This window comes from Faecalibacterium prausnitzii, assembly GCF_003324185.1.
In the GTDB taxonomy this organism is placed as follows: domain Bacteria; phylum Bacillota; class Clostridia; order Oscillospirales; family Ruminococcaceae; genus Faecalibacterium; species Faecalibacterium prausnitzii.
On record NZ_PXUP01000009.1, the window covers coordinates 105,922 to 131,131 of the forward strand.

Sequence of the window (25,210 nt, forward strand, 5' to 3'; positions counted from 1 at the left end):
AGCTTTATGATAACCAAACGCATCATCCCCTGTCTGGACGTGCGCGACGGCCGGGTGGTCAAGGGCACGAACTTTGAGGGCATTAAAGACGTGGCCGACCCGGTGGAGATGGCACGACTGTACAACGCCGCCGGGGCGGACGAACTGGTGTTCTACGATATCACCGCCAGCTTTGAGGGACGCGCCCTCTTTACCGACATCCTGACCCGGGTGGCGGGAGAGATTTTTATCCCCCTGACCGTGGGCGGCGGCATCAACACACTGGAGGATTTTGACCGGGTGCTGAAATGCGGCGCGGATAAGGTAAGCGTCAACTCCGGTGCGCTGAAGGACCCCGGGCTCATCCCCGCCGCCGCCCAGCGGTACGGCGACCAGTGCGTGGTGCTTTCCGCAGATGTGAAGCGTGTGAACGGGCAGTTCCGGGTGTTCGCCAAGGGCGGGCGTGAGGATACCGGCCGGGATGCGCTGGACTGGATCAGCTGGTGCGCCGCCCACGGCGCGGGCGAAATATGCCTGAACAGCATCGACACCGATGGCGTGCGCAACGGCTTCGACCTTGAAATGCTGGACGCGGTGGCTGCCCGGGTGAACATCCCCATCATTGCCAGCGGCGGCGCGGGCAAAAAAGAGGATTTTCTGGAGCTGTTCCACCACAAGGGCATCGACGCTGGGCTGGCGGCGGGCATCTTCCACCAGAAGCTGCTGGGCATCCGGGAGCTGAAGGAATACCTGAACGCCAACGGCGTGGAGATGCGGCTGTAAAAACGCATAAAACCCTTGCATTTTTGTCTTGAATACGATAAAATACACAATATCCCCATCCGGGGAGGGAGAACCGTCATGGAACTGAAATTTGATGAAAAAGGCCTGATCCCCGCCATCGTGCAGGATCACTACACAAAGCAGGTGCTCACCCTTGCCTACATGAACGCCGAAACGCTGGCGCTGACCATTGCCGAGGGGCGCACCGTATTCTGGAGCCGCAGCCGTCAGGAGATCTGGCGCAAGGGCGAGACCAGCGGCAATGTGCAGCGGGTGGTGTCCATTACCGCTGACTGCGATGCCGATGCACTGGTGGTAGAGGTCGTAAAGGACGGCCCCGCCTGCCACACCGGGGCAGAGAGCTGCTTTTTCAACGAGGTATACGTCTCCCCGGAGCTGAAGCAGTTCAGCTGGCAGGGGCTGTATAACCTCATCAAGGGCCGCAAGGATACCCCCACGGAGGGCAGCTACACCACCTACCTGTTTGAAAAGGGCAAGGAGAAGATCCTGAAAAAGGTGGGCGAAGAGTGCACCGAGGTCATCATTGCGGGTGAAAAAGAGGACAAGGCCGAGACGGTCTACGAGATCAGCGACCTTGCCTATCATGTACTGGTGCTGATGGTCAGCGCGGGCATTACCGTAGAGGATGTGACCCGGGAGCTGGAAAAGCGCCATGTCATCGACCACAAGGTCAAGCAGGAAAGGATGCAGTGAGAAGCCTATGGCAGATTACAGAAAATCCAGCGTACATTGCCACTCTACCCTGTGTGACGGCAAAAACACCCTGCAGCAGATGGCGGGTGCCGCCTGTGCGCAGGGGTTGACCACCCTTGGCTTCAGCGGCCACAGCTACACAACGCCCGACCGCGAATACTGCATGACCCCCGGCCGCACTGCGCAGTACCGCGCCACCATTGCCAAGCTGAAAAACGAGTACCGTGGCAAGGTGGACATCCTGTGCGGCATCGAGTGGGACCTGCTGAGCGAGGGCACGCCCAAAGGCTTTGATTACTGGATCGGCAGCGCGCACCATCTGTACGGCAAAAATACCGGCAAATACTACGAGATCGATTTCCGCCCCGAGGATCTGCGGGACTGCATCAGCAACGATTTTGACGGCGATTCGCTGGCAGCGGTGGAAGCCTATTTTGCCGAGGTGGAGAAGATCGCCGCCAAAAAACCGGATATTCTGGGACATATCGACCTTGTCAAAAAGCTGAACGCGGACGGCAGCTTCTTTGATGAGGAGTCTCCCCGCTACAAGGCAGCGGCGTTCAAGGCGCTGCAAGCTGCCCGGGAGAACGACTGCATTCTGGAGGTAAACACCGGCGGCGTATACCGGGGCTACCGCAAGGACTTCTACCCCGGCGCATGGCTGCTGGGCGAGTGGAACAAGCTGGGCGGCAGGGTGATCATCACCGCCGACGCTCACGACACCGCTGCACTGACCTTCGGCTTTGACGAAGCCGCCGCCGCCATCAAGGCCGCAGGCTTTACCGCCCTGACAGTGCTGACCGTCAACGGGTTTGAGCAGCAGGAGTTATAAAAAAGCAGTTGCGAAACACCTACGGTGTTTCGCAACTACACAAATAAATTTTTTTTAAATCGTTTTACCGCAAAAGAGGCCACTGCACAGTTTTTGTGCAACGGCCTCCTTTTTGCGCGAAGAAAGGAATCCTATGACCCAGACGCGACCCCTGAAAACAAACCTCTTTAACCGGAATGCAGACCTGCTGCACGGGCCTATTTTCAAGAATCTTTTTCTGTTCATGCTGCCCATTCTGGTGTCCAATTTATTCCAGCAGCTGTATAATACCGTGGATACCATGATCGTGGGCAACGTGCTGGGCGATACCGCACTGGCTGCCATCGGCTCCTGCGGGTCCATCTACGAGCTGCTGGTGGGCTTTGGCATCGGCATCGGCAACGGGCTTTCCATCGTGGCTGCACGCTCCTACGGGGCACAGGACGAGGATCTGCTCAAAAGGACGGTGGCCGGGGCGCTGGTCATCGGGCTTTGCGCAAGCTTTGTCATTACCACGGCGGGCTTTTTCGGCCTGCGGCCGCTTTTGCAGCTGCTGGACACCCCCGCCGAAATTTTAGAGGACGCCTACCGGTATATCATCGTCATCGATTTGGGCGTGCTGGTGATGTTCTTTTATAACCTGTGCGCCGGGCTGCTGCGCGCCATCGGCAACAGCGTGATGCCGCTGGTGTTCCTGCTCATCAGTTCGGGGCTGAACGTGGCGCTGGACCTGTGGTTCATTGCCGGGCTGGGCATGGGCGTGCAGGGCGCAGCGGTGGCTACCGTCATTGCGCAGGGCATCTCGGTGGTGCTGTGCATTCTGTATGTGATGCGCCGCGTGCCGCTGCTGCTGCCCGCCCGCAAGCACTGGGCGGTGGGGCAGCATTTGTACTGGGAACTGTTCAGCCAGAGCATCTCCATGGGACTGATGAGCAGCATCGTGTCGGCGGGGTCGGTGGTGCTGCAATACGGCATCAACGGGCTGGGCACGCTGACCATTGCGGGGCACACCGCCGCGCGCAAGCTGTTCTCCTTTACCAGTATGCCGCTGATCTCCATGGCAAACGCCGGCTCCACCTTTGTCTCTCAGAACCGGGGTGCAGCCCAGCCGGAGCGGGTGCGCAAGGGAATGCGCACCATGTACCTGTGCTCGGTGGTCATCATGGCGGCAGAGGTGGTGCTGATGCAGCTTTTTGCCCGGCAGCTGGTGCAGCTGATCTCCGGTTCCTCCGCGCCCCTCGTGCTGGAAAACGGCGCACGGTATCTGATGTGGAACGCGCCGTTCTACGCGGTGCTGGGGGTGCTGCTGTGCACCCGGTACGCCTTGCAGAGCCTTGGGCAGAAGGTGCTGCCGCTGTTTTCCAGCGTCATCGAGCTGGTGGGCAAGGTGATCTTTGTGCTGGTGTTCATCCCGCGCTACGCCTACAACGCCGTCATCCTGTGCGAGCCCATCATCTGGTGCTTCATGGCGGCATATCTCGTGGCAGTGTACCGCCGCGACGCCTTTGTGTATCCGAGGAAGAAAACCATCTGAATGCGCTCCGCTTGCGCTCTGCGCATATTCAGCGGAAAATTTATTTTGAATTTTGGGGTTCTGAAAAGTCTGCGGAGCTTGTCGGGGCAAAGCCCCTCCATCTGCTTGCGCAGACCGCTCTGCCGCTTAAAAGCCCCACTGGGGCTTTCATTGCTGCGCAAACGCGGACTTTTCAGAACCCCTTTTTCACAGAAGAGAACCATAAAGACACCCCCGGACAGCACGCAGAGCTGTCCGGGGGTGTTGTGTTATGATTTATGATACTTTTACCATGCGGAAGGTCTTTCCGCGCTTAATGCAGTCCAGCAGCAGGTCGTATTCTGCGGGCACTTCACCGATGACGTTTACCTTTTCGTCTGCGGGTAAGTCAGCGCGCACAAGCTGGATCTCGCCGGAGTAGCGGCCGTAGCCGATGTTATCCATGGTCACGCAGCGGCGGCGGCGCTCCACGCAGTTGTCCGGCTGCACGGTGCTGCCAAAGCAGGAGTAGAGCCGGGATTCCTGATACCGCACAAGCCCTTTGGGCGAATCCGGGCGGCAGGTAAAGGTGCGGTCGTACAGAGTCTCATAGCCGGGGCGCAGGGCGACCGGCAGGCAGAGTTCGCCGGTGGTGCAGAAGTGCCGGATGTACTCCTGCTCCCGGGTGCTGACCTCCGGGTCGCCCGCAAAAATGCCGTCCAGCCCGTAGTTCAGCGCCAAGTCCGCAAAGGCCGCCGAGGGGGCAGCGGTGCGGTGGGCTTCCAGCGTGGGCAGACCCTGATACAGCGGCCCACGCAGCAGGGCGTCGCCGGGGATAAAGCCGTACACCTGCAAGCCCTCTGCCTGCAAAGCTGCGGTGCTCTCGCGCAAAAATTCCGGGTCAAGGCCGGTCTCCGGGCGGGGGTAGAAGTTGTGCATGGCGATGACCGTGCCGCCGCCTGCCGCCAGCTGCCGCGCCACCTCCGGGGTGGTGGTGGAGGCGTTGACGGCAACGGGCAGCTGCTGCGCAAGGGCGCACATTTCCTCCAGCGAGAAGCCGTAATCCAGTCGCAGACCCCACAGGTGCAGCCGCTTTGCCAGCGCGGTCAGGTCGGCACAGCCAAACTGCCGGATGGTCTTTTCCGACACGTCTGCCAGAATGCGCCAGCCCTGTGCGGAGAGAAAATCGCACATTTCCTGCACGCGGGCGCAGTAAGCGGCATCAAATTCTTCGCTGATATGCAGTGAGATAAAAACAGGCGCGCCGCCTGCCGCAAAAGCGGAAAGCGACGCACGCTGTTCCTCAAACTGCGTCAGATACACTGACCGTCCGAGTGTTTTAAGCATTGGCAACGTCCTCAACAGAGACCATTGCGTTGGTCACGATAAAGCCCATGATGTAGCAGATGACCAGACCCACTGCGTAGCAGCCAACGGAAGCAGCCACACCGTGAGGGCCGGCGGTCATGACGAACAGAGCCAGCAGACCGGAGGGGCCCCAAGCAGTAGCAGCCACCTGCATGGCCATAACGAAGGCACCGCCGAAGCCGGCACCCAGACCGGCGCTGATGAAGGGCTTGCCCATGGGCAGGGTGACGCCGTAGATCAGCGGCTCGCCGATGCCCAGCAGACCTGCGGGCAGTGCGCCGGTGATAACGTTCTTCAGGCGGGTGTTGCCGCACTTCTTAGCCTTGAAGTAGATAGCGACAGCAGCGCCAACCTGACCTGCACCGGCCATAGCCAGAGCGGGGTACAGGGTAACGTAGCCAAAGCTCTCCAGCTGCACGGAGTACAGAGCAACCAGACCATGGTGCATGCCCATAGCGACCATGGGCAGGAACAGAGCGGTGGAAATATAACCGGCAATGATGCGCACGATCAGGATATCGCTCATGCACAGCTTTTCAACCACCCAGCACAGCGCGGTGGAAACATAGCCGGTAGCGGGCATGATGATCAGGATATAGGGCACGAGGCACAGGATCATGGTGATCAGCGGGGTGAACACGATGTCCAGAGATTCGGGCATCCACTTACGCACCCAGCGCTCGATCTTGACAAGGCACCATGCGCCCAGCACAACGGCCAGCACGCCGCCGCGGCCTGCACGCAGGATGGAATCCAGCGGCACAGCCTCGTTGAAGAGACCCAGAATGGAAGAGATCTTGTTGATACCGTCCAAACCGGTGATCATGCCCAGCATACCGCCCAGAATGGGGGTGCCGCCGAACTTTTCGGCTGCGCGGTAGCCGACCCATGCGGTCAGGTAGCCCAGGAAGCAGGTATTCATCAGACCCAGCAGGGTGCTGATAAGGGCCAGTGCGGGGATGTCGGCGTAGTTCGGCACCACCTGACCGATCAGGGAGTTGATGCCGGCGCACAGACCGGAAGCCACAACGCCCGGGATCAGGGGGATAAAGATATCGCCGAAGGTCTTGAACAGCTCCTTGACCTTGCTCTGCTTCTGCCCGGCCTTGACTGCGGCCTTGTTGGTCTGCCAGTCGTTGGCGGTGGAAGCGGCGGCGTCTGCCGGGATGCCCATGTCGCGGCAGATATCTGCGCACTTGCGGCACTTGCCGGGGCCGACCACGATCTCCACATAGCCGGTACGGTCATGCACGATGCCCATCACGCCCTCGATGGCCTTCAGGCCCTCGTCGTCGATCTTGGCGTCATCTTTAACGCGCACCCGCAGACGGGTCATACAGTTGGTTGCGGTGAGAACGTTGCTCTTTCCGCCGACCTTCTCCAGCGCCGCGCGGACCAGTTCTTCATTCGTCATAAGTGGGTCCTCCTTTAAAACAGGTGTATATCCGATGCGGCCTTTGCCGCTAAGGAACTTAGAGATATCTTACAGCACTTCCAGCCGGATGGCCTCCCGCACATGGCCGCGGGCCTTTTCCAGCCGCCGGGCGGCTTCTGCGGCATCGCAGTCTGCCAGCAGCATGGTGATGGCGGTCTTTACGCTGCCGCCCGCTGCGTCAATGGCGGCGCGGGCTTTCTCCCGCTCCACGCCGGTGGCGTCAATGACGATATTCTCGGCGCGGGTGTGCAGCTTTTCGTTGGTCTGCTGCACGTCCACCATCAGGTTCTGGTAGGCCTTGCCGGTGCGCACCATAGAGCCGGTGGAGATCATGTTCAGGATCAGCTTCTGTGCTGTGCCGGACTTGAGCCGGGTGGAACCGGTCAATACCTCGGGGCCGCAATTCACCTCAATGGCAAGCTCTGCGGCCTTGCCGATGGCGCTGCCGATATTGCAGGCAATGGCGGCGGTGTGGCAGCCCACGCTCTTGGCGTAGTCCAGACCGCCCAGCACATAGGGCGTGCGGCCGGAAGCGGCAATGCCCACCACAAAGTCATTCGCGGTCAGGCCGTGGGCTTTCAGATCCTCAACAGCCAGCTCCCGGCTGTCCTCTGCGCCCTCCACAGCCTCGATAAAGGCTTTTTCGCCGCCGGCGATGAGCCCTACCACCATCTCCTTCGGCACACCGAAGGTGGGCGGGCACTCGGCGGCATCCAACACGCCTAAGCGGCCGGAGGTACCGGCGCCCATATAGAACAGCCGTCCGCCTTTTTCAAAGGATTCTGCCGCCCATGTGACCGCCTGCGCGATCTGCGGCAGGCACTTGGCAATGGCCAGCGGTACCCGGGCGTCCTCCTCGTTCATGACAGTCACGATCTCCAGCGGGGACATCTGGTCCAGCTGCATCGTGCGCGGGTTGCGGGTCTCGGTGGTCATCCCACTCAGATTCAAACCCATATCCTGCACCTCCAGTTTCCGCCGCACCCCTTGCGGCGTGATTGTGACCAAAGTATAAACTTTTTCAAACAAAATGTCCATAAAAAGACTATTTTGTGGTACAATGTTTTATGCAAGCATTATTTTTGAAATTTTCGCTTACAAGTACGACTTTTTTGTGCAGCTTGTTCAATCCATCCTGAAATACAACAGAGGTATCTATATGCAGAACGTTCTTTTACGCCTGCGGGAGGTGCAGCCCTCCCTCAGCAGCACCGAGCGGCAGATCGCGCAGTTCATTCTGGAAAACCCGGACGAGACCACCACCCTTACCATCCGGGATCTGGCGCGGCGCTCCTTCTCCTCCCCTTCCAGCGTGGTGCGCATCTGCCGGGTGATCGGCTTTCAGGGCTACAAGGAGCTGCGCCACGCCCTGACGCTGGAGCTTGCCACCCTTGGGGAGAACGGCAGCCACCGGGAAAAGGACATCACCCCGCAGGACAGCCTGCAGGAGATCGTGGACAAGGTGACCCACAAGAACATCCAGAGCCTGCTGGACACCCAGCGGCTGCTTTTGCTGGACGAACTGGAGCAGTGCGTAGAGCTGATCGCCAACGCCCGCACGGTGCTGCTGTTCGGCATCGGTTCCTCGCTGTGCGTGGCAAAAGACACCTACCTGAAATTTCTGCGTCTGGACAAGCCCTGCGTGGTCAACGAGGACTCCCACTCGCAGCTTTTGCAGGCACGCAACGCCACTGCGCAGGATGTGGGCATCGTGTTCTCCTACTCCGGGCAGACCATGGAGATGATCCAGTGCATCAAGGAGATGAAGGCGGGCGGCGCACCGGTGATCGCAGTGACCCGCTACTACCCCTCCGAGGTGGCACAGCTGGCCGACCATGTGCTGTATGTGGCCGCCAACGAGAGCCTGTTCCGCAACGGCGCCATGTCCTCCCGCCTTTCCCAGCTGAACGTAATGGATATTCTGTACACCGCCTACGCCAGCCGCAACCACGAGGACACCATGCGCCGTCTGGCCAAGACTCATATCTATAAGCCCGGTGACCCGGAGGTGCTCACCCAGCCGTAAAACAAAGACCGTCCCGCAGGGTACAATAACCAAAACCCCCGGCCTGACAAAGCAGACCGGGGGCAAGGAAGTATCTCCGGGAATGTCACATGGTAAACTGGATAGCGCAGAAGGCAGCGTAGATGCACAGCAGAATAATGCCCTGTGCACGGGACAGCTTGCCGCGCTTCAGTGCGGGAAGGGTCATGATCATCATGACAGCCAGCATGACCGGGATCTCCAGCACAAGGCTGGAATTGATGCCGAACAAAGTAGAGCTCTGCGGCACGGTGAAGGGTGCCAGCGTGACGGACACGCCGCTGACCAGCACCAGATTGAACACGTTTGCGCCCACGATGTTGCCAAGGGACAAATCGCTGCAGCCCTTGACCAGCGAGGTGATGGCGGTGACCAGCTCCGGCAGAGAGGTGCCCAGCGCCACAAAGGTCAGCGCGATGACCGACTCCGGCACGCCCAGTGCCTGTGCGATGAGGGTGCCGTTATCCACCAGCAGGTTTGCGCCCAGTGCGATCAGCACAGCGCCCAGCACCAGCAGCACCAGCGTTTTGGTAAGGGACATTTCTTCCCCGGCATTTTCGGCCTCGGCCTCCGCTTCGGCGGCGGCAGGGGCTTTTTTCATCTGCAATACGTTTGCCACCATGTAGGCCACGAACATGGCCAGCATCACAAAGCCCAGCGGGCGGGTGAACTCGCCCATGGCGTAAGCAGCCACGCAGTAGATGGCGGCTGCGGCAAAGAAGAAGGCTACCGGCACCCGCAGGGTCTTGGGGTCTACCTTGCCCGGACGGACGGCGATGGTGATGGCCGCGATCAGGGCAGAGTTGCAGATGACCGAGCCGATGGCGTTGCCGTAGGCGATCTCACCATGACCGGACACGGCGGACATGGTGGACACCATGACCTCCGGCAGGGTGGTGCCGATGGACACCACCGTTGCGCCGATGAGCAGCTCCGGCAGGTGGAACCGCCGTGCCAGTGCCGAAGCACCGTCCACGAACCAGTCGCCGCCCTTGATCAGGAACAGCAGACCGACGATAAATAACAATACAGGAACCAGCATAGTTTTTCTCCTCTGATTTTTCGCGGGGCGTGAACCACAGAACCGGGAACGGATTGCTCCATCCCCGGTTCTGCACAAGATCGGTCAGTTGGCGTTATTTCTGCATGATGTGGATGGCAAAACCGCCGTACTCGCCCTCAAGATACACATTCTTGATGCGGCCGTCCTCAAAATAGGCGGCAGTCTCCATGCGGAAGCGGAAGCCATTTTCCTCCAGCTCCTCCATCGCAGCCTTCAGGTCGGGGGTGCGCATTGCGATGTGGCCGTTCTTGCCCAGAAAGGGGCTCTTCATGCACTCGAAATAGTTGCCGGCAAACTCGGACTTCTGTCCGTGGCGGGGCTCTAAGTTGAACAGCTTGCACAGCAGCAGCGCCAGCTGCTCGGCCTCGCCTGCGTTGTCGGTGTTGATGCCGACGTGCTCCAGCTCAAACGTGTTTTTCATTTTGCGTTTCTCCTGTTACTTCATGGGGAAGATCAGCACAGCGCCCACCGTCAGCGCCAGCAGACGGATGAAGTACTGCGGAATGGTGAACTTCCAGAACTCGGTGATCTTGTAGTCACCGGCGCCCATGATCATGGCGGGCATACCGTCAATGGGCAGGAAGTGTCCGCACCAGCCGGAGACCACGATAGCGGCAGCGGCTGCGGTGGGGTCCAGACCCAGATTGACGCAGGTGGCAATGGCCATGGGAGCAAAGACGTACACGGTGCCGATGGTGGAACCGGTCAGGGTTGCCAGCACACTGGTCAGGATGCAGAAGGCGAAGATCAGCACGAAGGGGTTGACGTTGGTGCCCAGCATCTTGGCAACGGTCTCGCCGACCAGACTGGTCAGGCCGGTGTTGCCCAGAGCATCGGCAATGCCGATGACGCCTGCGGACATCAGGATGATGGGTGCGCTGATGGAGTTGCGGATTTCGTTGAAGTCCATGACGCCGGAGATCAGGATGATGCCCACGGCCAGACCGGTGATGGCGTAGCCTGCGTCACCGATCTTGCTCTGCAGGATCATGCCCACAACGGCGAGCACAAAGCTGAAGTAGGTGATAAGCTCCTGATTCTTGGTCAGAGCGACCTTCTGCTCACCGGCGTGGAGAGCCTCTTCCTTGGCCTCGGCAATGGGGTGGTCGGGCATGATCTTGTAGGCCAGGATGCACCACACCAGGAAGCCGATGGACAGGCACAGGTTGACCAGAGAGAACTTGACCAGATTGACGTTTGCCGCAACGCCTGCGCTTTCCAGAACGGCGATCACGATACCGTACTGCAGAGCGGTGTTGAAGGGCAGCAGCGGATGGTTTGCTGCAAAGCCCGCAGGCATCAGAACCTTGGACGGGGGCAGCTGCTTGGAGTAGGGCAGAGTGGACAGCAGGCCGATGACCAGCACATAGTAGGCGGTGGAACCGGTGCCGAACAGGCTGCAGCCCAGCATAACGATGAGGATCAGCAGGACGTAGGCCTTAAAGCCGCCCTTGCTGGCCATGTTGAACATGGTCTGCTTGAACTTGACGATGAAGCTGGTCTTTTGCAGGGCCGCGATGATGGCCATGAAGGATGCCAGCATGACGATGGTGGGGTTTGCGAAGCCGCCGAAGGCGGTCTTGATGTCGGTAACGCCGAACACCACCAGCAGCAGCAGCGCCAGCAGCGGGGGTGCACCGAAGGGCAGTTTATCCACCATGATCAGGATGATCATGAGGACAGTCACTGCCAGAGCAATGATCATGGGAAGTGTCATAGAACGTGTCCTCCTTTTTTGTGTCCGCAGTCCCTGTTGCGCAAGAGCCCGACCCTTTGCACAATTCCGATGCGGCTTTCTTGATTAAAAGTATATAGTTTTCCGCTGTGCGTCACAATCATTTTTTGGCTTGTTGTGTTCTTTTTTGAAACATATTCAGAATTTGTTCAATTCTTTTGCTGCAATGCGTTGCTTTTTGAAACACATTGCGGTTAGTTTCGGCTGATTTGTTGCTTTTTGAAACAGGGCAAAACCAGAAAAAGCCGCCGCACCGTACGGGGTGCAGCGGCTCTCTCTGGAAGAAAATGAAGAATTGGTTGGGATGGGGATAACTTAGTTGGCGCGGCCGGTCATTTTGACCGCATACTTGATGGCGTTGACAAGGCTCAGCTCGTTGCCGTTGCCCTTACCGGCGTGGTAGAAGTCGGTGCCGTGATCCACGCTGGCGCGGATGATGGGCAGACCCAGCGTGACGTTGACGCCCTCCACGGCCTTCCACTCCTGCTTTTCGCGGTCGTAGACAAAGCCCACGGTCTTGAGCGGGATGTGACCCTGATCGTGGTACATACACACCACGATGTCGTACCAGCCGCCGATGGCCTGCGAGAACACGCTGTCCGGCGGGCAGGGACCCACGACACCGGTGATGCCCTCGGCCTTGGCAGCCTCAATGGCGGGGGTGATCTCCTCGATCTCCTCCCGGCCGAACAGGCCGTTCTCACCGCAGTGGGGGTTCAGACCTGCCACAGCGATGCGGGGGTTCTCGATGCCCATATCCTTGCAGGCCTTGTTGGCGATCTCGATGACCTCCAGCACGCGATCCTTCTTGACCCGGTCGCAGGCTTCCCGCAGGGAAACGTGGGTGGAAACGTGCACCACGCGCAGGTCGTGATGAGCCAGCATCATGGTGTACTTTTTGGTGTGGGTGTAGGTGGCGTAGATCTCGGTATGGCCGTCAAAGTGGGTGTAGCCGTCCGACTTTTCGCCGTGGTAGTACTCCAGTGCCTTGTTCATGGCTTCCTTGTTCAGGGCGTTGGTGCAGGTGGCATCCACCTCACCGGCCATAGCAAGCTCAATGACCTTTTTCACGCACTGGAAGGCTGCGTTGCCGCCCTCCACGCTGACCTTTGCTATCTCGAACTTGCTGATGTCCTCGATCAGATCCAGATGCAGCACGTCGATGGTGCCGGGGGTGAACAGGGCATCCGACACCTTCTCGCAGCGGTGGATGACGATGTCCTCGCGGCCAACGAACTTCTTGGCCTGCTCCATCACCTTCACATCGCCCACCACGATGGGGCGGCAGTAGCTGTACTGCTCCGGGTCAGCCAGAGCCTTGATGGTGATCTCCGGGCCGGAACCGGCGGGATCGCCCATGGTAATACCGACAATGGGTTTATTCATAGCAGCCTTCTCCTTGCTTCAGCGCGTTTCAGTGCAGACCCTTGGCCTCATTCTCGGCCAGAACCTTCTTGATGGCCTCCATGCCCTCTTCCGGCACATAGTTGAAGGGTGCGCGGCACTTGCCAACGGGGTGACCCTGCAGGGCAACGGCGGTCTTGATGATGGTGTTGGGGTTGCCGTACTTGAAGGTCTGCTGCAGGATGGCAATGGCGTCCTGTGCAGCCTGTGCGCCCTCCAGATCTCCGGCCTTGAAGCAATCGTAGATCTTGGCAACGGTCTCCGGCCAGATGTTGGCGCGGCCTGCAATGCCGCCTGCGCCGCCCTCTTTCAGGCAGGTCAGGATGGCGCCGTCGTTACCGGCCAGAATGGCAACTTCCTTATCCAGCTCGCGGGTCAGGCGGATGTAGGCCTTCAGGTTCTCGATATCGCCGCTGGAATCCTTTGCGCCCACGATGTTCTCCACGTCACGGCACAGTGCCTGCACGGTCTCGGGCAGCAGCTTGTTGCCGGTGCGGGCGGGGATGTTGTACAGGATGATGGGCAGGTTCACAGCCTTTGCCACAGCGGTGTAGTGGTCGTACAGCTCCTTCTGGGAGGCCAGTGCAAAGCTGGGGGTGATGATGGACAGTGCGTCTGCGCCCAGCTCCTCGGCACGCTTGCTCAGGCGGATGGTCTCGGCGGTGGTGATGCAGCCGGTGCCTGCGTAGACCGGTACGCGGCCCTTTACCTGATCGATGACAGTGGCAAGGATCTCTTCCTTCTCCTGGAAGGACAGGGCGTAGGCTTCGCCGTTGGTGCCCATGGGGAAGATGCCGTGCACGCCGCCTGCCAGCAGGCGCTCCACCTGCTCGCGCAGAGCCTGATGGTTGACCGTCTGCTCAGGGTCGTTATTCATAGGGGTGATTACGGGAGGGATGATGCCCTTGATATCGCTGGTCTTCATAAGTCTTTACTCCTTTTCTGTTACATGATTTCCTGATACAGCTTGCGTGCGTCGTCGGCGGTAACGGGGCGCATATTGTTCACCAGCAGGCGCTGTACCTGCATACCGGCGTTGACCAGACCTTCCAGATCCTCGGCAGGCACGCCGAACTCCTTGAGGCTGGTGGGGATATCCAGATGCTTGACGATGTGCTCCAGACGGGCGATCATCCATGCAGTCTTTTCCTCCACGGTGGTGCAGGTCTTTTCCTCGTGGCAGCAGCGGTCGTAGGCGGTAGCCAGACGCTCGCGCACGGCGGGGTGCTCGCTGTTGAAGCGCATGACCGGTGCCAGCAGGATGGCGTTGGACACGCCGTGTGCAATGTGGTACTTGCCGCCCAGCGGGTAGCTCAGTGCGTGCACAGCGGTGGTGCCGGAAGCGGTGATGGCCAGACCGCCGTAGTAGGCTGCGATCTGCATCCGGTTCTTCTCTGCCATGGCCTCGGGGTCATCGCAGGCTTTTTCGATGTTGTTCAGGATCAGGTCCAAGCCTTCCAGTGCGTACAGATCGCTGAAGGGGTTGGCCTTGTTGCTGGTAAAGCACTCGATGCAGTGTGCCAGCGCATCCACGCCGGTAGCGGCCGCGATCTTGCGGGGCAGGTTCTTGATCATGCGGGCGTCCAGAATGACGTAGTCCGCGATCATGTTCTCGTTGACGATGCCCACCTTCAGCTCCTTCTCAGGCACAGCCACGATGGCGTTGGGGGTAACCTCGGCGCCGGTACCGGCGGTGGTGGGGATCAGCACGATGGGCACGCACTTCTGTGCCATGCCGGGGTTATCCAGCAGCTCCTTCACACCGTAGGCGTCGGTCACCAGCACGCTTGCCAGCTTGGCAGCGTCCATCACGGAGCCGCCGCCACAGGCCACGATCAGGTCTGCACCGGAGACCTTGAACTCGTCCACCAGCTTCTGCACAGCCATGTAGCTGGGCTCCGGGGGCAGCTCGTCCAGCACATAGTACTCTGCGCCGGAGGCCTTGACGGCCTCTTCCGGCAGAGCAAACAGGCCTGCGCCCTCAATGCCCTTATCGGTGAACATGGCTACCTTTTTTGCGCCGCGCGCCTTGATGATGGCGGTGATATTGTCCATAGCGTTCTCGCCGCCGTAAACTGCGTGCGGCATTTTAAGATTGTACTGGGTCAGCATACTGATCAACCTCCTGAATGATGTTCTGATCTATAAAAAGGATGAAACTCTCGAAAAGCTTTTTCAGCGGCTCTGCGCTGCGGTGGGGTTATACAGACCCACGGTCTCCCGCTTTGCGCCCAGCACGTCCTGCTCCGAGAAGCGGACATACTTGATGCCCTGCCGGGTGCGGGCAGCGTAGGCCAGATGCAGCATGCCGTCCCGTCCCTGCATCAGGTAGGGGTACTCGTACTGCTTGTTGTTGGTCTTGTTCTCATCGCCCATGTAGCCCTCGCCGCGCTCCATCCAGCGGATGATGGGGAAGGTCAGGCCGCCGTCCTCCGAAAGCGCCACCGCCACCGGGCAGCGCAGGCCGGGCCATGCAGCCTTGCCGGGCACGGGGTTGGGGGTGCAGGTGGGGTTATAGGCAATGGCGATGCGGCCGCTCTGCAGCTTGACCGCGCTGATGCTGGAGTTGTTATTGGGCAGCGGGGTGGGTGCAGGCACCGTCCAAGTCTCGCCCCAGTCAAAGGACTCGCTGCGGTGGATGCGGTAGGCCTCGCGGTTGCGCATAAAGGCCACCAGATGCCCCGGTTCCAGCTCGATGACATTGGCGTGGACGTGGCCGTTGCTGCCGGGCATCATGACCATGCGCCAAGTCTTGCCCTCATCGTCCGAGATGCGGAAGGCGGTGGGGTCGCCGGACAGACCCTCGGCAGAGTCGGTGCACAGCCAGTTGGCAAAGATCCAGCGGCCGTTGGACAGCACCTGAATGGGCTGGCGGCAGAAGGTGCCTTCCTCCGGGAACACGGTGGTGTAGTCGCCCCATGTTTTGCCGCCGTCGGTGCTCTTCTGGCAGCGCACCACAGCGGTGAACTGCATATTGTCCTTACCCTCTACGCGGTCCAGCTGGGCGGTGTACATCGCCCACACGGCGTTGTCCGGGCCGTAGAACAGCGAGGGGTTCTGCTCGCTGCGGGTGGGGTCGCCGGAGATATTCACCGGCTCCAGCCACTTGGTACCGTCATGCGGCAGCACCGAGCAGATGATGTGCACATCTGCGCTGCCCTCATAAGTACCGGCGAACCAGCAGCAGAGCAGGTCACCGTTGGGCAGCTCCACCATGGCAGGTGCGTGGGCGGTGGGCCAGCCGCCGGTGGGCAGCAGGGCTTCCAGTGTGCCCATCTCCTCGTTCTCGTACACGGTGCCGTCCCAGGTCAGGCCGGGCAGTTTTGCATAGGTCATGGTCGTTCTCCTTCTGTTACATTTATCTTCTGTTCCAGCCGCAAAGGGCTGTCTGCTTCTGTTCTCAATGCTTTGCAATGCGGTCTGCCAGCTCCACCAGCAGATCCTCCTGCCCAAAGCCGCCGGACTTGGTAATGACGTAGCGGGTGCGCCCCTGATAGGTGAACCGCGCCAGCACGATGCCGCTTTCCAGTTCGCACACCGGTTCCAGCTCCCGTGCGCCCACGCTGTTCATACATTGCAGCAGGGTGTCGCCGCCGGTGAGCAGCAGCGTACCCAGATGTTCGCTGCCGAACAGCGCCCCGAACATCTGCCCGACGCTGCCGGAAATGCCCACCCGCATGCCGTCCAAGTCAATGCCCCGGGCGGCGGCGTAATCGGCGGTAAGCTGGTTGCCCCCGGCGTCATTCGTCTCGATGATGCAGCGGGGGTTTGCTGCCAGCATCTGTTCAATTTCTGCCAGCGCAGCCTTGCCGTCGGCGCTTGCCCAGTAGCCGGGCTCCAGCTTCTGCCGGGGGGTCAGCCGCAGGCGGGCAAAGCCTGCCTTTTCGGCGGTGTCCATCTGCCGCAGGGTGATGGGGTTCACGCTGCCGCAGAGCACCAGCAGCCGGGGGTCCAGCTGCGGGGGCTCGACCACGCTGCCGTCCGAAAGCCCCAGCAGCTCCGGCAGAAAGGCGGCAAAGCCTGCACAGCCTGCCAGCACCGGGGGTGTTCCATTCTGGAACAGCTGCCGCCCGGCGGTTTCCAGATCTGCGGCGGTTGCAGCGTCATACACCAGAATGCCGGTCTTGTCCGCTGCCGTCTCACCGGGGCGCAGGTTCTGTGCGGGGATCTCAGTCTGCAAATGGATCAGCTTTGTCACCTCGGCACAGCGCACCGGCTCGAAGGGGTCGATGCCGAAGGGGCTTTCGTTCACCGGCACGCCTTTGATGTAATGGACGCCCTTTTCGGTGGTGCGTCCGATCTGCGGGAAGGCCGGCAGAAAGGGTAAATTGCGTGCGCCGCTTGCCTTGAGCAGGGCGGCAAGCTCTGCGCCGATGTTGCCGCGCAGGGCAGAATCCGTCTTTTTATAGATGCAGCCCACGCCGTTTTCCACCGCGCTGCGGGTCAGCTCTTCAACAGCCTTGGCAGCCTTTGCGGCGGGCAGATGCCGCGTTTCGGTATCCACCACCAGCACGGTGCTGCTGCACGCGGAAAGGTCTGCCTGCCCCACCACGACCTGCGTGGGGATGCCGTGTGCCGCAAGCTGTACGCCGGTATCCAGCGCACCCGTAAAATCATCTGCAATCATCAGCAGGCGAAGCATTCGTTCGTGCCTCCTCACTTGTTTTTGTGCTTTCATTATGCCGTATCCACCGCGGGAATGCACCCGGCGCAAGCGGGAAAAGCGTTTCATTTTAGCACGTTTTCAATTTTCTTTTTGTTTTGTTGGCAAAAACGTTCTATTTTGAAACCATATTCTGTTTTCTTTTTGAACCAGACCGTTTATAATAGTTTCAAAGAGAAACACGGAGGGACGTTTTATGGTCGAGACTCACACCCGCATTCTGGGCATTGCCCCCTACGACGGAATGCGCACCGCCATGGAGCAGGCGGCGCAGGCCTACCCCAACGTTGAGCTGGAGGTGTACACCGGCGATCTGGAAGAGGGACAGGCCATCGTGCAGCGCATGGCCCCCAACAGCTACGACTGCATTATCTCCCGCGGCGGCACCGCCACCCTGATCCGGCAGGTGACCGACCTGCCGGTGGTGGATATCCATATCTCGGTGTATGATGTGCTGCGCACCATGAAACTGGCAGAGAACTACACCAGCCTGTACGCCATCGTGGGCTTTCCCAGCATCACCGAACCCGCCCACACCCTTTGCAGCCTGCTGAACTTTGATCTGGACATCCTTACCGTCCGCAGTGCCGAGGAGGTGCGCCATACCTTGGAGCGGCTCAAGCAGGGCGGCTACCGGATGGTGGTCTGTGATATGGTCACCCACACCATTGCCCGGGAGATGGGCTTTGACGCCTTCCTGATCACCTCCGGCATCGAGAGCCTGCACAGCGCCATCGATCAGGCGGTGAACATCAGCACATGGTTCGGCCAGCTGCGGCAGGAGAACCTGTTTCTACGCAGCATCACGCAGGAGCAGGGCGGCAGAGTGGTGGTGATGGAGCCGGACGGCAGCCTGTTCTATAATAATATGAAGGACATCTCCCCGGAGCTGCACCGCTGTTTGCAGACCCATCTGCGGGAGATCCCCGCCACGGGCAGCTTAAAGTTCTATTACACCGAGCGTAGCCAGCTGTACAGCATCACAGCACAGGTGCTGCTGATGAACAATGTGCAGCGGTATCTGTTCTACTGCGTGCCCTCCCGCATCCCGCTGCATTCCAACCGCCCGGGGCTGCGGTCGCTGAACAAAGGCGAGTGCGAATATCTTTTCTCTAACAGCTTTTACAGCCTGAGCGGTGCCATGGGCACGCAGGACGCCGAGATCAACGCCCTTGCTGCCGTGCGCCAGCCCCTGTTCATCTGCGGCGAGCCGGGCACCGGCAAAGAGCAGATCGCCCGCTACCTCTACCTGCACAGCGCACTGGTAAACCGCCCCCTCGTGGTGGCAAACTGCGCTTTGATGAACGATAAATCATGGGATTTTCTGCTCAACCACTATAACTCACCCCTGAACGCCAACGGCAACACGGTCTACTTCCAGAACTTTGAGTCCATCCCGGAGCAGTGGAGCACCGAGCTGCTGGCTGCCATCGAGGAGACCGGTCTTGCCCGCCGGGTGCGGCTGCTGTTCTCCCGCTCGGTGCGCCCGGAAGAGCCGGTCTCCCCGGTCACCCGCCGCTTTATCGAGCGGCTGGGCGCACTGACGCTGGAACTGCCCCCGCTGCGCAGCCGGTCGGATGAGATCCCGTCCCTTTCCAGTTTGTACCTGAACAGCCTGAATCTGGAGCTGGGCAAGCAGATCTCCGGCTTTGAGCCCCGCGCCATCGAGATGCTGCGGCAGTACCCGTGGCCGAACAACTACACCCAGTTCAAAAACCTGCTGCGCTCCCTTGCCACCCTGACGAACGGCCCCTACATCCGCAGCAGCAGCGTGGCAGACCTGCTCTCCAAGGAGCGCAGTCTGCGCAGCGCCCCGGCAGCGCACCCGGCGGCGGTGGTCAGCACCGACACCTCCCGCACGCTGGAAAGCATCATCGGCGAGGTGGTGCAGCAGACGGTAGCCGCCCACGGCGGCAACCGCGCCGCCGCCGCCCGGCAGCTGGGCATCAGCCGCACGACCCTGTGGCGGTATCTGGGTAAAATTGAAGCCGGGGAGCCTACCGACCCCACCTGATGCTTTTGACCCTCAACGGGTTCGTTTTCGGTGCTTCATACGGAGCACCGAAAGAGCGTTTTTCAAAAACGTGCAGCCTGCATCCATCGGATGCAGTTCAAGGGCTTGGGTGTTCCCCAACAAGTATTTTGCAACGCAAAAATGGTATATATATACGTGTGAAGACACATCTTGTTAGCACTATGAGGCTGCTCAAAACGCCTCCCAAATTTGACAATCATTTTGCAAGAATGATCGTCCGTTTTCAAGCTCAACTTGAAGCAGACGGTTGTTTTTCTGCTCGGAAAAGTTCCGAGTTTGCATTCCGTTGCAAACAGAACGAGCTATCCAGCCCTCTCTTTTTACCAAGGTTTCCATCATTTTTTCTTGCAATCTGCCGAAAGTAGTGTGTTTTCAAAACTTTTTGTTGACACGGCTCGATTTTTGTGGTAACCCATTTCAACAATTTAATATAACATATTTACTTAGAGTTCCAGCTCGGCTCCCGAAGGAGTCGGAGCAAGTTTTTAACTTTCTTATCGCTACATAGCAAACCCGAACCAAGGCCATCCCAGAAGGGATGGTCAGGTTCAGGTTGTTGTGTGGCGATTTTTTATTGCCAAATCCAGCACCGCACCTTGAAAACCGCATGACCGTCTGCATGGGGTACCCGGCGATGACCCTGAGAAGGAGAGCCGGAAAACGCCGCCGGAAGGGGCAGGAAATCCATGCAGGGAGAACGGCTAAACGTTGATTCCCCAGTTACCAGAAAACAATGTGGTCAAATTGACCACATTGTTTTTCCGTAACGCCAGTGAAAGGAGGGGTATCTCCATGTATATGACAAACGAAGAATGGGAACAGAACAATCAGGATTATTTGAAAGAATCGTATGAGGAAACGGGTTTTACCACCGGAGGATACGCTATCCGCAAACTCATCTGCGGCGGCTGCGGTCGGGTGTTCTACACCACAATCTACACCAAGAAATACTGTCACAGCTACTGGTGCGGCAATCAGGCCAACAATCGGCGGCAGCGGGAATACCGCCAAATGCGCCGTCAAGATTTAGTATGCCAGTGCTGCGGTGAAAAATTCACACCCAAACGTGCAGATGCCCGCTATTGCAGCAATGCCTGTCGGCAAAAAGTCTATCGAAAACGTGTTACAGATGCTGCAAGTGCTCAAAATGAGCACTTGGTTAAGCGTAACGCATCTGCCAAATAAAACTCAGTCCCTCACAAATGGGGGAACAGAAATTCATCGACCTGTTACGGAAAACCAAGTGGTCAAAATGAGCACATCGTTTTTCCGTAACGCCTCAAGGCCTGTTGAAAATCAGGTTGCCAAGATGACAACCTGATTCTACCTGTAACGGAATCAGCGGGCCAAAATGGCCCGTTGAAAAAGCCGGACGAGCTGGTGGGCAGGGATTCGCAAATCTTTGACCGCTAGCTTGCCAAAATCAACGGGTCAAAATGGCCCGTTGAAGGGAGTCAAGGGGGAACGCCTTGCCCAGTGATATGATGCTGTGCGTCATATCCTACTGGGTATTATCTGGCGCAGAACGGCGGCAAATTCAGCAGCTTCGCTGCTGCGTTCTCTCCGCCAAGATGTTGAAACGGAGGGATGTCTATCTGAAATTGACACGACACAACGGACGAGCCGGAGCACACGGCACTTACAACCCCAAGCACAATGATCGCAGTTTCAACCTTGCCAACAGTGAGCACATTGACCCGGAACGAGCCAAAGGCAACATCTACTGGGACTGCTTCCACGGTTTCCGTTCGGCTCTCGCTCCACAAGACCCGGACGATCTGGCGGCGACCTTCTCGGATGTGGAACGGCAGTTCTACGAAACCCACTACACGGCCTTTGTTGAAGGCCAAAACGAGCGCAACGCCAAGATCCGGCACACGGAGCGCAACCGCTCCATTCCCGACCTACTGTCCAGCCGCAAGACCTGCCCGGAAGAAACCATTTACCAACTTGGAACGCTGGATGAACACGCTTCGGCTGAGGACTTGCTGAACATCGTCACCGAGTTCATTGAGGAGTTCAAAGCCAAGTATGGCGAACACGTTCATGTGCTGGACTGGGCATTGCATCTGGACGAAAGCACACCCCACATCCATGAGCGTCATGTGTTCGACTGCGAAAACCAGTACGGCGAGATTGCTCCTCAGCAGGAAAAGGCACTGGAAGCGTTGGGTTTCGACCTGCCCGACCCGGACAAGCCCCTCAGCCGCAGGAATAACCGCAAGATTGCCTTTGATGCCGCCTGCCGGAAGATGCTGTTCGAGATCGCCAAGCGGCATGGACTGGAATTGGAGGAGGAAGCGGAGTACGGCAACCGCAAATATCTGGAAAAGCAGGACTTCATCCTTGCCAAGCAGAAGGAGCAGCTTGCCGCCCAGCAGAGCAAGCTGGACGAGCTGACCCTGAAAGTTTCGGACATGGAAAACCTGCTGGAAGATGTTTCGGCTGCGGCCTACGACAAGGCGGTGGAGGTCGTGACGGATGTGGTGCGCACTGAAACCCGCAAGGAAGATATGCGGATGATTGAGGACACGAAGAAGTGGGTGTTATCGCCAGAGAGAAAAGCTCCAAAAGCTACTAGGGAATATGCTTCCCATCGTTTGGACGATGTGCTGAACAAGTTCCTCAAGACTATGCAGACAACTGCTGCTCGTTTGCAGGAGAAGCTGCTGAAGCCGGAAGTTCGGCAGAAAGGCAAAGAACAGGTCAAGGAGAAAGCACGGGATTCCGTTCTGCAACTGCTGAACCGCTTGCAGGCAGAACAGGCACAGCGGAATCCATCTGTACTTTCAACTGCGGAAAAGTCAGAAAATCGCTTTCAATAATAGTACGAGGTGATGTTTATTGAGCAAAGAAGTCAACGAAGAACGTGCTCCCCGAACCGTTACCGATGTGAAAGAAATGCTGACCAAGCACTCCAATGGCGAAATTCAGCGGACGATTCAGAACTGCATCACGATTTTGCAGAATGACCATGTGCTTGCCGATGCCATCCGGCTGAACTTGTTGAGTGAGCGCATCGACATTGTGAAGCCCGTAGGCTGGCCCCGCTCCGGCAAGCCCCTGAACGACACCGACATGAAGTATATCCTGCGGAGAATGGAGAAATACGGTATTTCCAGCGAGAAGAAGATCGAATCCGCCATCCACATCGTTGCCAACGAGAACCGCTACCACCCCATCCGGGACTATCTGAACGGCCTGAAATGGGACGGCACGGAACGGATTGCCCACGTCCTGCACCACTTCCTCGGTGCTGCGGAGGACGAATACACTTGCGAAGCTATGAAAATTTTCCTGCTGGGAGCCATTAAGCGCGTGTTCCAGCCGGGATGCAAATTTGAAACCATGCTCTGTCTGGTGGGCGGGCAAGGCACAGGAAAGTCCAGCTTTTTTCGGCTGTTGGCGGTCAAGGATGAATGGTTCTCGGACGACCTGCGGCGGCTGGACGACGACAACGTGTACCGAAAGCTGCAGGGGCACTGGATCATTGAAATGTCGGAGATGATCGCCACCGCCAATGCCAAGAGTATCGAGGAGATCAAAAGTTTTCTCAGTAAACAGAAGGAAACCTATAAAGTCCCCTACGAGACCCATCCTGCCGACCGTCTGCGCCAGTGCATCTTTGCTGGCACGACCAATCGGCAGGATTTTTTGCCCCGTGACCGCACAGGCAACCGCCGCTTCATCCCCGTCCCGGTGGATGCGGAACTGGCCGAGGTGCACATTCTGGACAACGAGGAAGATTCCCGTGCCTATATCGACCAGCTCTGGGCAGAAGCCATGACGATTTACAACAGCGGCGACTACAGGTTGGCGTTCAGCCCCGCCATGCAGGAAACGTTGCAAGCCCGTCAGCAGGACTTCATGCAGGAGGATGCGCAGGCTGGCATGATCTACGCCTTTCTAGAGGACTACACGGGTGACCGGGTGTGTTCCAAGCAGCTTTACGCGGAGGCACTGGGCAACACCAATATCCCGGCAGAGTGGGAGACCCGCGCCATCTGCGAGATCATGAACACCGGCATTTCGCGCGGCGATATCCAAGGCTGGCGGGCTCATAAAACCGCCAAGCGTTACCCGAAGTACGGCGTTCAGAAAGGCTGGGAGCGCGTAACCAGCCCCGAAACCGGGGCTGAAGATTTCTCCGAAATAACGGATGCGGAAGCCAAGCAGCTGGGCTTTCCCTTCTGATGAACAGTGGTTACACGGTTGGTTACAGATTCGGTTACGTTCCAGTTACAGTGCAAAAGCCGCATGATTGCTGCGTTTTCCGCTTTCTGTAACCATGTAACCTTAAAAAGATAAGAAAAAGTATAAAGTCCACCGGATGCCCTGCGTGCAGAAAAAGATAATTTTCCTGCCCGGTTACAGGCGTTCGGTTACAAGGAATTGGAGGTCTGCCTATGAATATGAATCGGCCTGACATGACCGAAACTGTGAAATCCGAAAATTATACGAATAAGTTCTTGCAAAAGGACTCAACTACGACTACAATGGAGGTGGTCACTCAAACCAATGCCGTCAAGTCTCCGACTGACAGCCCGGTAACCACGAAGCTGGTGTACACGGTGGAAGAAATCGCACGAATGCTGGCCATCAGCCTGCGCTCTGCTTACAACCTGTGCAACCGCACCACCGAATTCCGCGTCCTGCGGGTAGGCGGAAGCATCCGTGTCCCGAAAGACAGCTTCGATGCGTGGCTCAACCGGGCAGCTTGATAAGGAGGCAAACAGTATGGCATATATTACGAAGCGTGGCAACTCTTACAGCGTCCGCTACACCTACGAAGATGAACACGGCAAGAGCTGCGACAAATGGGAGAGCTTTCCCACCAAAGAGGAGGCAACGAACCGAAAGAAACAAATCGAACACGAGCTGGCAACGGGAACCTTCCTGATCCCGTCCTCGGTGACGGTGGCAGAGTTCCTGATGGACTGGCTGCCCAAGCAGTGCAGCAAGCACAAGTGGGCACCCAAAACCTACGAATCCAACCTTTCCACCATCCAGAACCTTATTATCCCATATATCGGCAGCATGGAGATGCAAAAACTCAAGCCCTACCACATGGAAAACCTCTACACGACCCTGAGCAAAACACCCTGCGGTTCGTATATTGAGGGCAAGAAGCAGAAACTGACTGAAAAGCAGAAGCAGCGGTTCCTTTCCGGCACGACGATCCACGAGGTTCATCGGCTGCTGGGTACAGCCTTCCAGTATGCCGTAGAGTGGGGCATCCTTGTCAAAAGCCCTGTTCCCGTGGACAGCCCCAAGAAGTCCACGCAGGAACGTACCATCTGGACGGTAGAGGAGATGCGGGCGGCTCTGGACAGCATGGAGGACCCCATCCTGCATCTGGCAGTCCACCTCACACTGGTGGGCGCACTGCGAGAGGGCGAGATCGTAGGTCTGACCCCGGAAGATCTTGATTTTGACGCAGCAGATGGCATCGGAACCTTCCGTATCAACAAATCCATGCAGCGGGTGCGAAAAGAAGCCCTGAACCAAGTGGACGATGGCTGCATCATCAAGGTATTCCCGGACAAGCTGGAGCGCAGCACCACTTCCCTTATCCTGAAAAGCACCAAAACGGCATCCTCCTGCCGCACCATCTTCATGACCTCTGCACTGAAAGAGGAATTGAAGAAGTGGCTGAATCAGTTGGCGGCAGACGAGATGAAAGA

General features: G+C 58.4%; 23 protein-coding genes. 11 read left to right on the plus strand and 12 right to left on the minus strand.

Annotated elements, in window-relative coordinates; translation table 11 throughout:
* The first annotated feature begins 6 nt into the window (after positions 1–6).
* The 4 genes from hisF (at position 7) to C7J97_RS07845 (ending at position 3,821) form a co-directional block, all read left to right on the plus strand.
* Entirely contained in the window at positions 7–762 is a 756-nt protein-coding gene (gene hisF, locus C7J97_RS07830; RefSeq protein ID WP_097785705.1) for an imidazole glycerol phosphate synthase subunit HisF, read from the plus strand.
* Positions 763–840: 78 nt separating this feature from the next.
* On the plus strand, positions 841–1,476 hold the full coding sequence (gene hisIE / locus C7J97_RS07835; RefSeq protein ID WP_005922616.1) for a bifunctional phosphoribosyl-AMP cyclohydrolase/phosphoribosyl-ATP diphosphatase HisIE: 636 nt from the start codon (positions 841–843) through the stop codon (positions 1,474–1,476).
* Between the two features lie 7 nt (positions 1,477–1,483).
* The gene (locus tag C7J97_RS07840; protein WP_113992515.1) at positions 1,484–2,308 is read left to right on the plus strand and encodes a histidinol-phosphatase HisJ family protein; all 825 of its coding nucleotides are present in this window, start codon (positions 1,484–1,486) and stop codon (positions 2,306–2,308) included.
* 133 nt (positions 2,309–2,441) lie between these two features.
* Complete coding sequence (locus C7J97_RS07845) at positions 2,442–3,821, plus strand: MATE family efflux transporter (RefSeq protein WP_113992516.1); 1,380 nt, start codon at positions 2,442–2,444, stop codon at positions 3,819–3,821.
* 255 nt (positions 3,822–4,076) lie between these two features.
* On the opposite strand, the gene C7J97_RS07855 is transcribed toward C7J97_RS07845, so the two are convergent.
* The 3 genes from C7J97_RS07855 to murQ all read right to left on the minus strand — a co-directional run bounded on the left by C7J97_RS07855 (position 4,077) and on the right by murQ (position 7,539).
* The gene (locus C7J97_RS07855) at positions 4,077–5,126 is read right to left on the minus strand and encodes a MupG family TIM beta-alpha barrel fold protein (protein WP_005922624.1); all 1,050 of its coding nucleotides are present in this window, start codon (positions 5,124–5,126) and stop codon (positions 4,077–4,079) included.
* Positions 5,119–6,561 (minus strand): PTS transporter subunit EIIC, encoded by a 1,443-nt coding sequence (locus C7J97_RS07860; protein ID WP_005922626.1) that lies wholly within the window; start codon positions 6,559–6,561, stop codon positions 5,119–5,121. Before C7J97_RS07860 ends, C7J97_RS07855 begins: the two co-directional genes overlap by 8 nt.
* Positions 6,562–6,630: 69 nt before the next feature.
* Positions 6,631–7,539 carry an N-acetylmuramic acid 6-phosphate etherase gene (gene murQ / locus C7J97_RS07865; RefSeq protein WP_113621604.1) on the minus strand — a complete coding sequence of 303 codons (909 nt, stop codon included), beginning with the start codon at positions 7,537–7,539 and terminating at the stop codon, positions 6,631–6,633.
* Positions 7,540–7,741: 202 nt separating this feature from the next.
* Here murQ and C7J97_RS07870 point away from each other — a divergent pair, with 202 nt between their 5' ends.
* The gene (locus tag C7J97_RS07870) at positions 7,742–8,608 is read left to right on the plus strand and encodes a MurR/RpiR family transcriptional regulator (protein ID WP_113992527.1); all 867 of its coding nucleotides are present in this window, start codon (positions 7,742–7,744) and stop codon (positions 8,606–8,608) included.
* Positions 8,609–8,693: 85 nt separating this feature from the next.
* On the opposite strand, the gene C7J97_RS07875 is transcribed toward C7J97_RS07870, so the two are convergent.
* From C7J97_RS07875 to C7J97_RS07910, 8 genes are all read right to left on the minus strand, one after another.
* Entirely contained in the window at positions 8,694–9,668 is a 975-nt protein-coding gene (locus tag C7J97_RS07875; protein ID WP_113992518.1) for a calcium/sodium antiporter, read from the minus strand.
* Positions 9,669–9,762: 94 nt separating this feature from the next.
* Positions 9,763–10,110, minus strand: a complete 348-nt coding sequence (locus tag C7J97_RS07880; RefSeq protein ID WP_005922633.1) for a VOC family protein — start codon at positions 10,108–10,110, stop codon at positions 9,763–9,765.
* A gap of 15 nt (positions 10,111–10,125) precedes the next feature.
* Positions 10,126–11,406 (minus strand): SLC13 family permease, encoded by a 1,281-nt coding sequence (locus C7J97_RS07885; protein ID WP_113992519.1) that lies wholly within the window; start codon positions 11,404–11,406, stop codon positions 10,126–10,128.
* Between the two features lie 333 nt (positions 11,407–11,739).
* Positions 11,740–12,810 (minus strand): 4-hydroxythreonine-4-phosphate dehydrogenase PdxA, encoded by a 1,071-nt coding sequence (pdxA, locus tag C7J97_RS07890; RefSeq protein ID WP_015537572.1) that lies wholly within the window; start codon positions 12,808–12,810, stop codon positions 11,740–11,742.
* Positions 12,811–12,838: 28 nt separating this feature from the next.
* A complete protein-coding gene (gene dapA / locus C7J97_RS07895; RefSeq protein ID WP_005922637.1) occupies positions 12,839–13,753 on the minus strand; it encodes a 4-hydroxy-tetrahydrodipicolinate synthase in 915 nt (304 codons plus the stop codon).
* 20 nt (positions 13,754–13,773) lie between these two features.
* The gene (locus C7J97_RS07900; RefSeq protein ID WP_113992520.1) at positions 13,774–14,940 is read right to left on the minus strand and encodes an iron-containing alcohol dehydrogenase; all 1,167 of its coding nucleotides are present in this window, start codon (positions 14,938–14,940) and stop codon (positions 13,774–13,776) included.
* A gap of 63 nt (positions 14,941–15,003) precedes the next feature.
* Entirely contained in the window at positions 15,004–16,164 is a 1,161-nt protein-coding gene (locus tag C7J97_RS07905; protein WP_005922639.1) for a sialidase family protein, read from the minus strand.
* A gap of 64 nt (positions 16,165–16,228) precedes the next feature.
* Positions 16,229–17,470, minus strand: a complete 1,242-nt coding sequence (locus C7J97_RS07910; protein WP_015537571.1) for a four-carbon acid sugar kinase family protein — start codon at positions 17,468–17,470, stop codon at positions 16,229–16,231.
* Between the two features lie 217 nt (positions 17,471–17,687).
* On the opposite strand from C7J97_RS07910, the gene C7J97_RS07915 reads away from it, so the two are divergent.
* Positions 17,688–19,505, plus strand: coding sequence for a sigma-54-dependent transcriptional regulator (locus tag C7J97_RS07915; protein WP_113992521.1), 1,818 nt, complete (start codon positions 17,688–17,690; stop codon positions 19,503–19,505).
* A gap of 192 nt (positions 19,506–19,697) precedes the next feature.
* On the opposite strand, the gene C7J97_RS15210 is transcribed toward C7J97_RS07915, so the two are convergent.
* Complete coding sequence (locus C7J97_RS15210) at positions 19,698–19,865, minus strand: hypothetical protein (RefSeq protein WP_005922647.1); 168 nt, start codon at positions 19,863–19,865, stop codon at positions 19,698–19,700.
* A 453-nt stretch (positions 19,866–20,318) separates the two neighbouring features.
* On the opposite strand from C7J97_RS15210, the gene C7J97_RS07920 reads away from it, so the two are divergent.
* The 5 genes from C7J97_RS07920 to C7J97_RS07940 form a co-directional block, all read left to right on the plus strand.
* Positions 20,319–20,711 carry a hypothetical protein gene (locus tag C7J97_RS07920; protein ID WP_113992522.1) on the plus strand — a complete coding sequence of 131 codons (393 nt, stop codon included), beginning with the start codon at positions 20,319–20,321 and terminating at the stop codon, positions 20,709–20,711.
* A 296-nt stretch (positions 20,712–21,007) separates the two neighbouring features.
* The gene (locus C7J97_RS07925) at positions 21,008–22,351 is read left to right on the plus strand and encodes a plasmid recombination protein (RefSeq protein WP_113992523.1); all 1,344 of its coding nucleotides are present in this window, start codon (positions 21,008–21,010) and stop codon (positions 22,349–22,351) included.
* Positions 22,352–22,427: 76 nt separating this feature from the next.
* Entirely contained in the window at positions 22,428–23,720 is a 1,293-nt protein-coding gene (locus tag C7J97_RS07930) for a virulence-associated E family protein (protein WP_242983468.1), read from the plus strand.
* 212 nt (positions 23,721–23,932) lie between these two features.
* Positions 23,933–24,247, plus strand: coding sequence for a helix-turn-helix domain-containing protein (locus tag C7J97_RS07935; protein ID WP_113992524.1), 315 nt, complete (start codon positions 23,933–23,935; stop codon positions 24,245–24,247).
* A gap of 16 nt (positions 24,248–24,263) precedes the next feature.
* Positions 24,264–25,210: site-specific integrase (locus C7J97_RS07940; protein WP_113992525.1), on the plus strand; the 947-nt coding region annotated here is incomplete at its 3' end.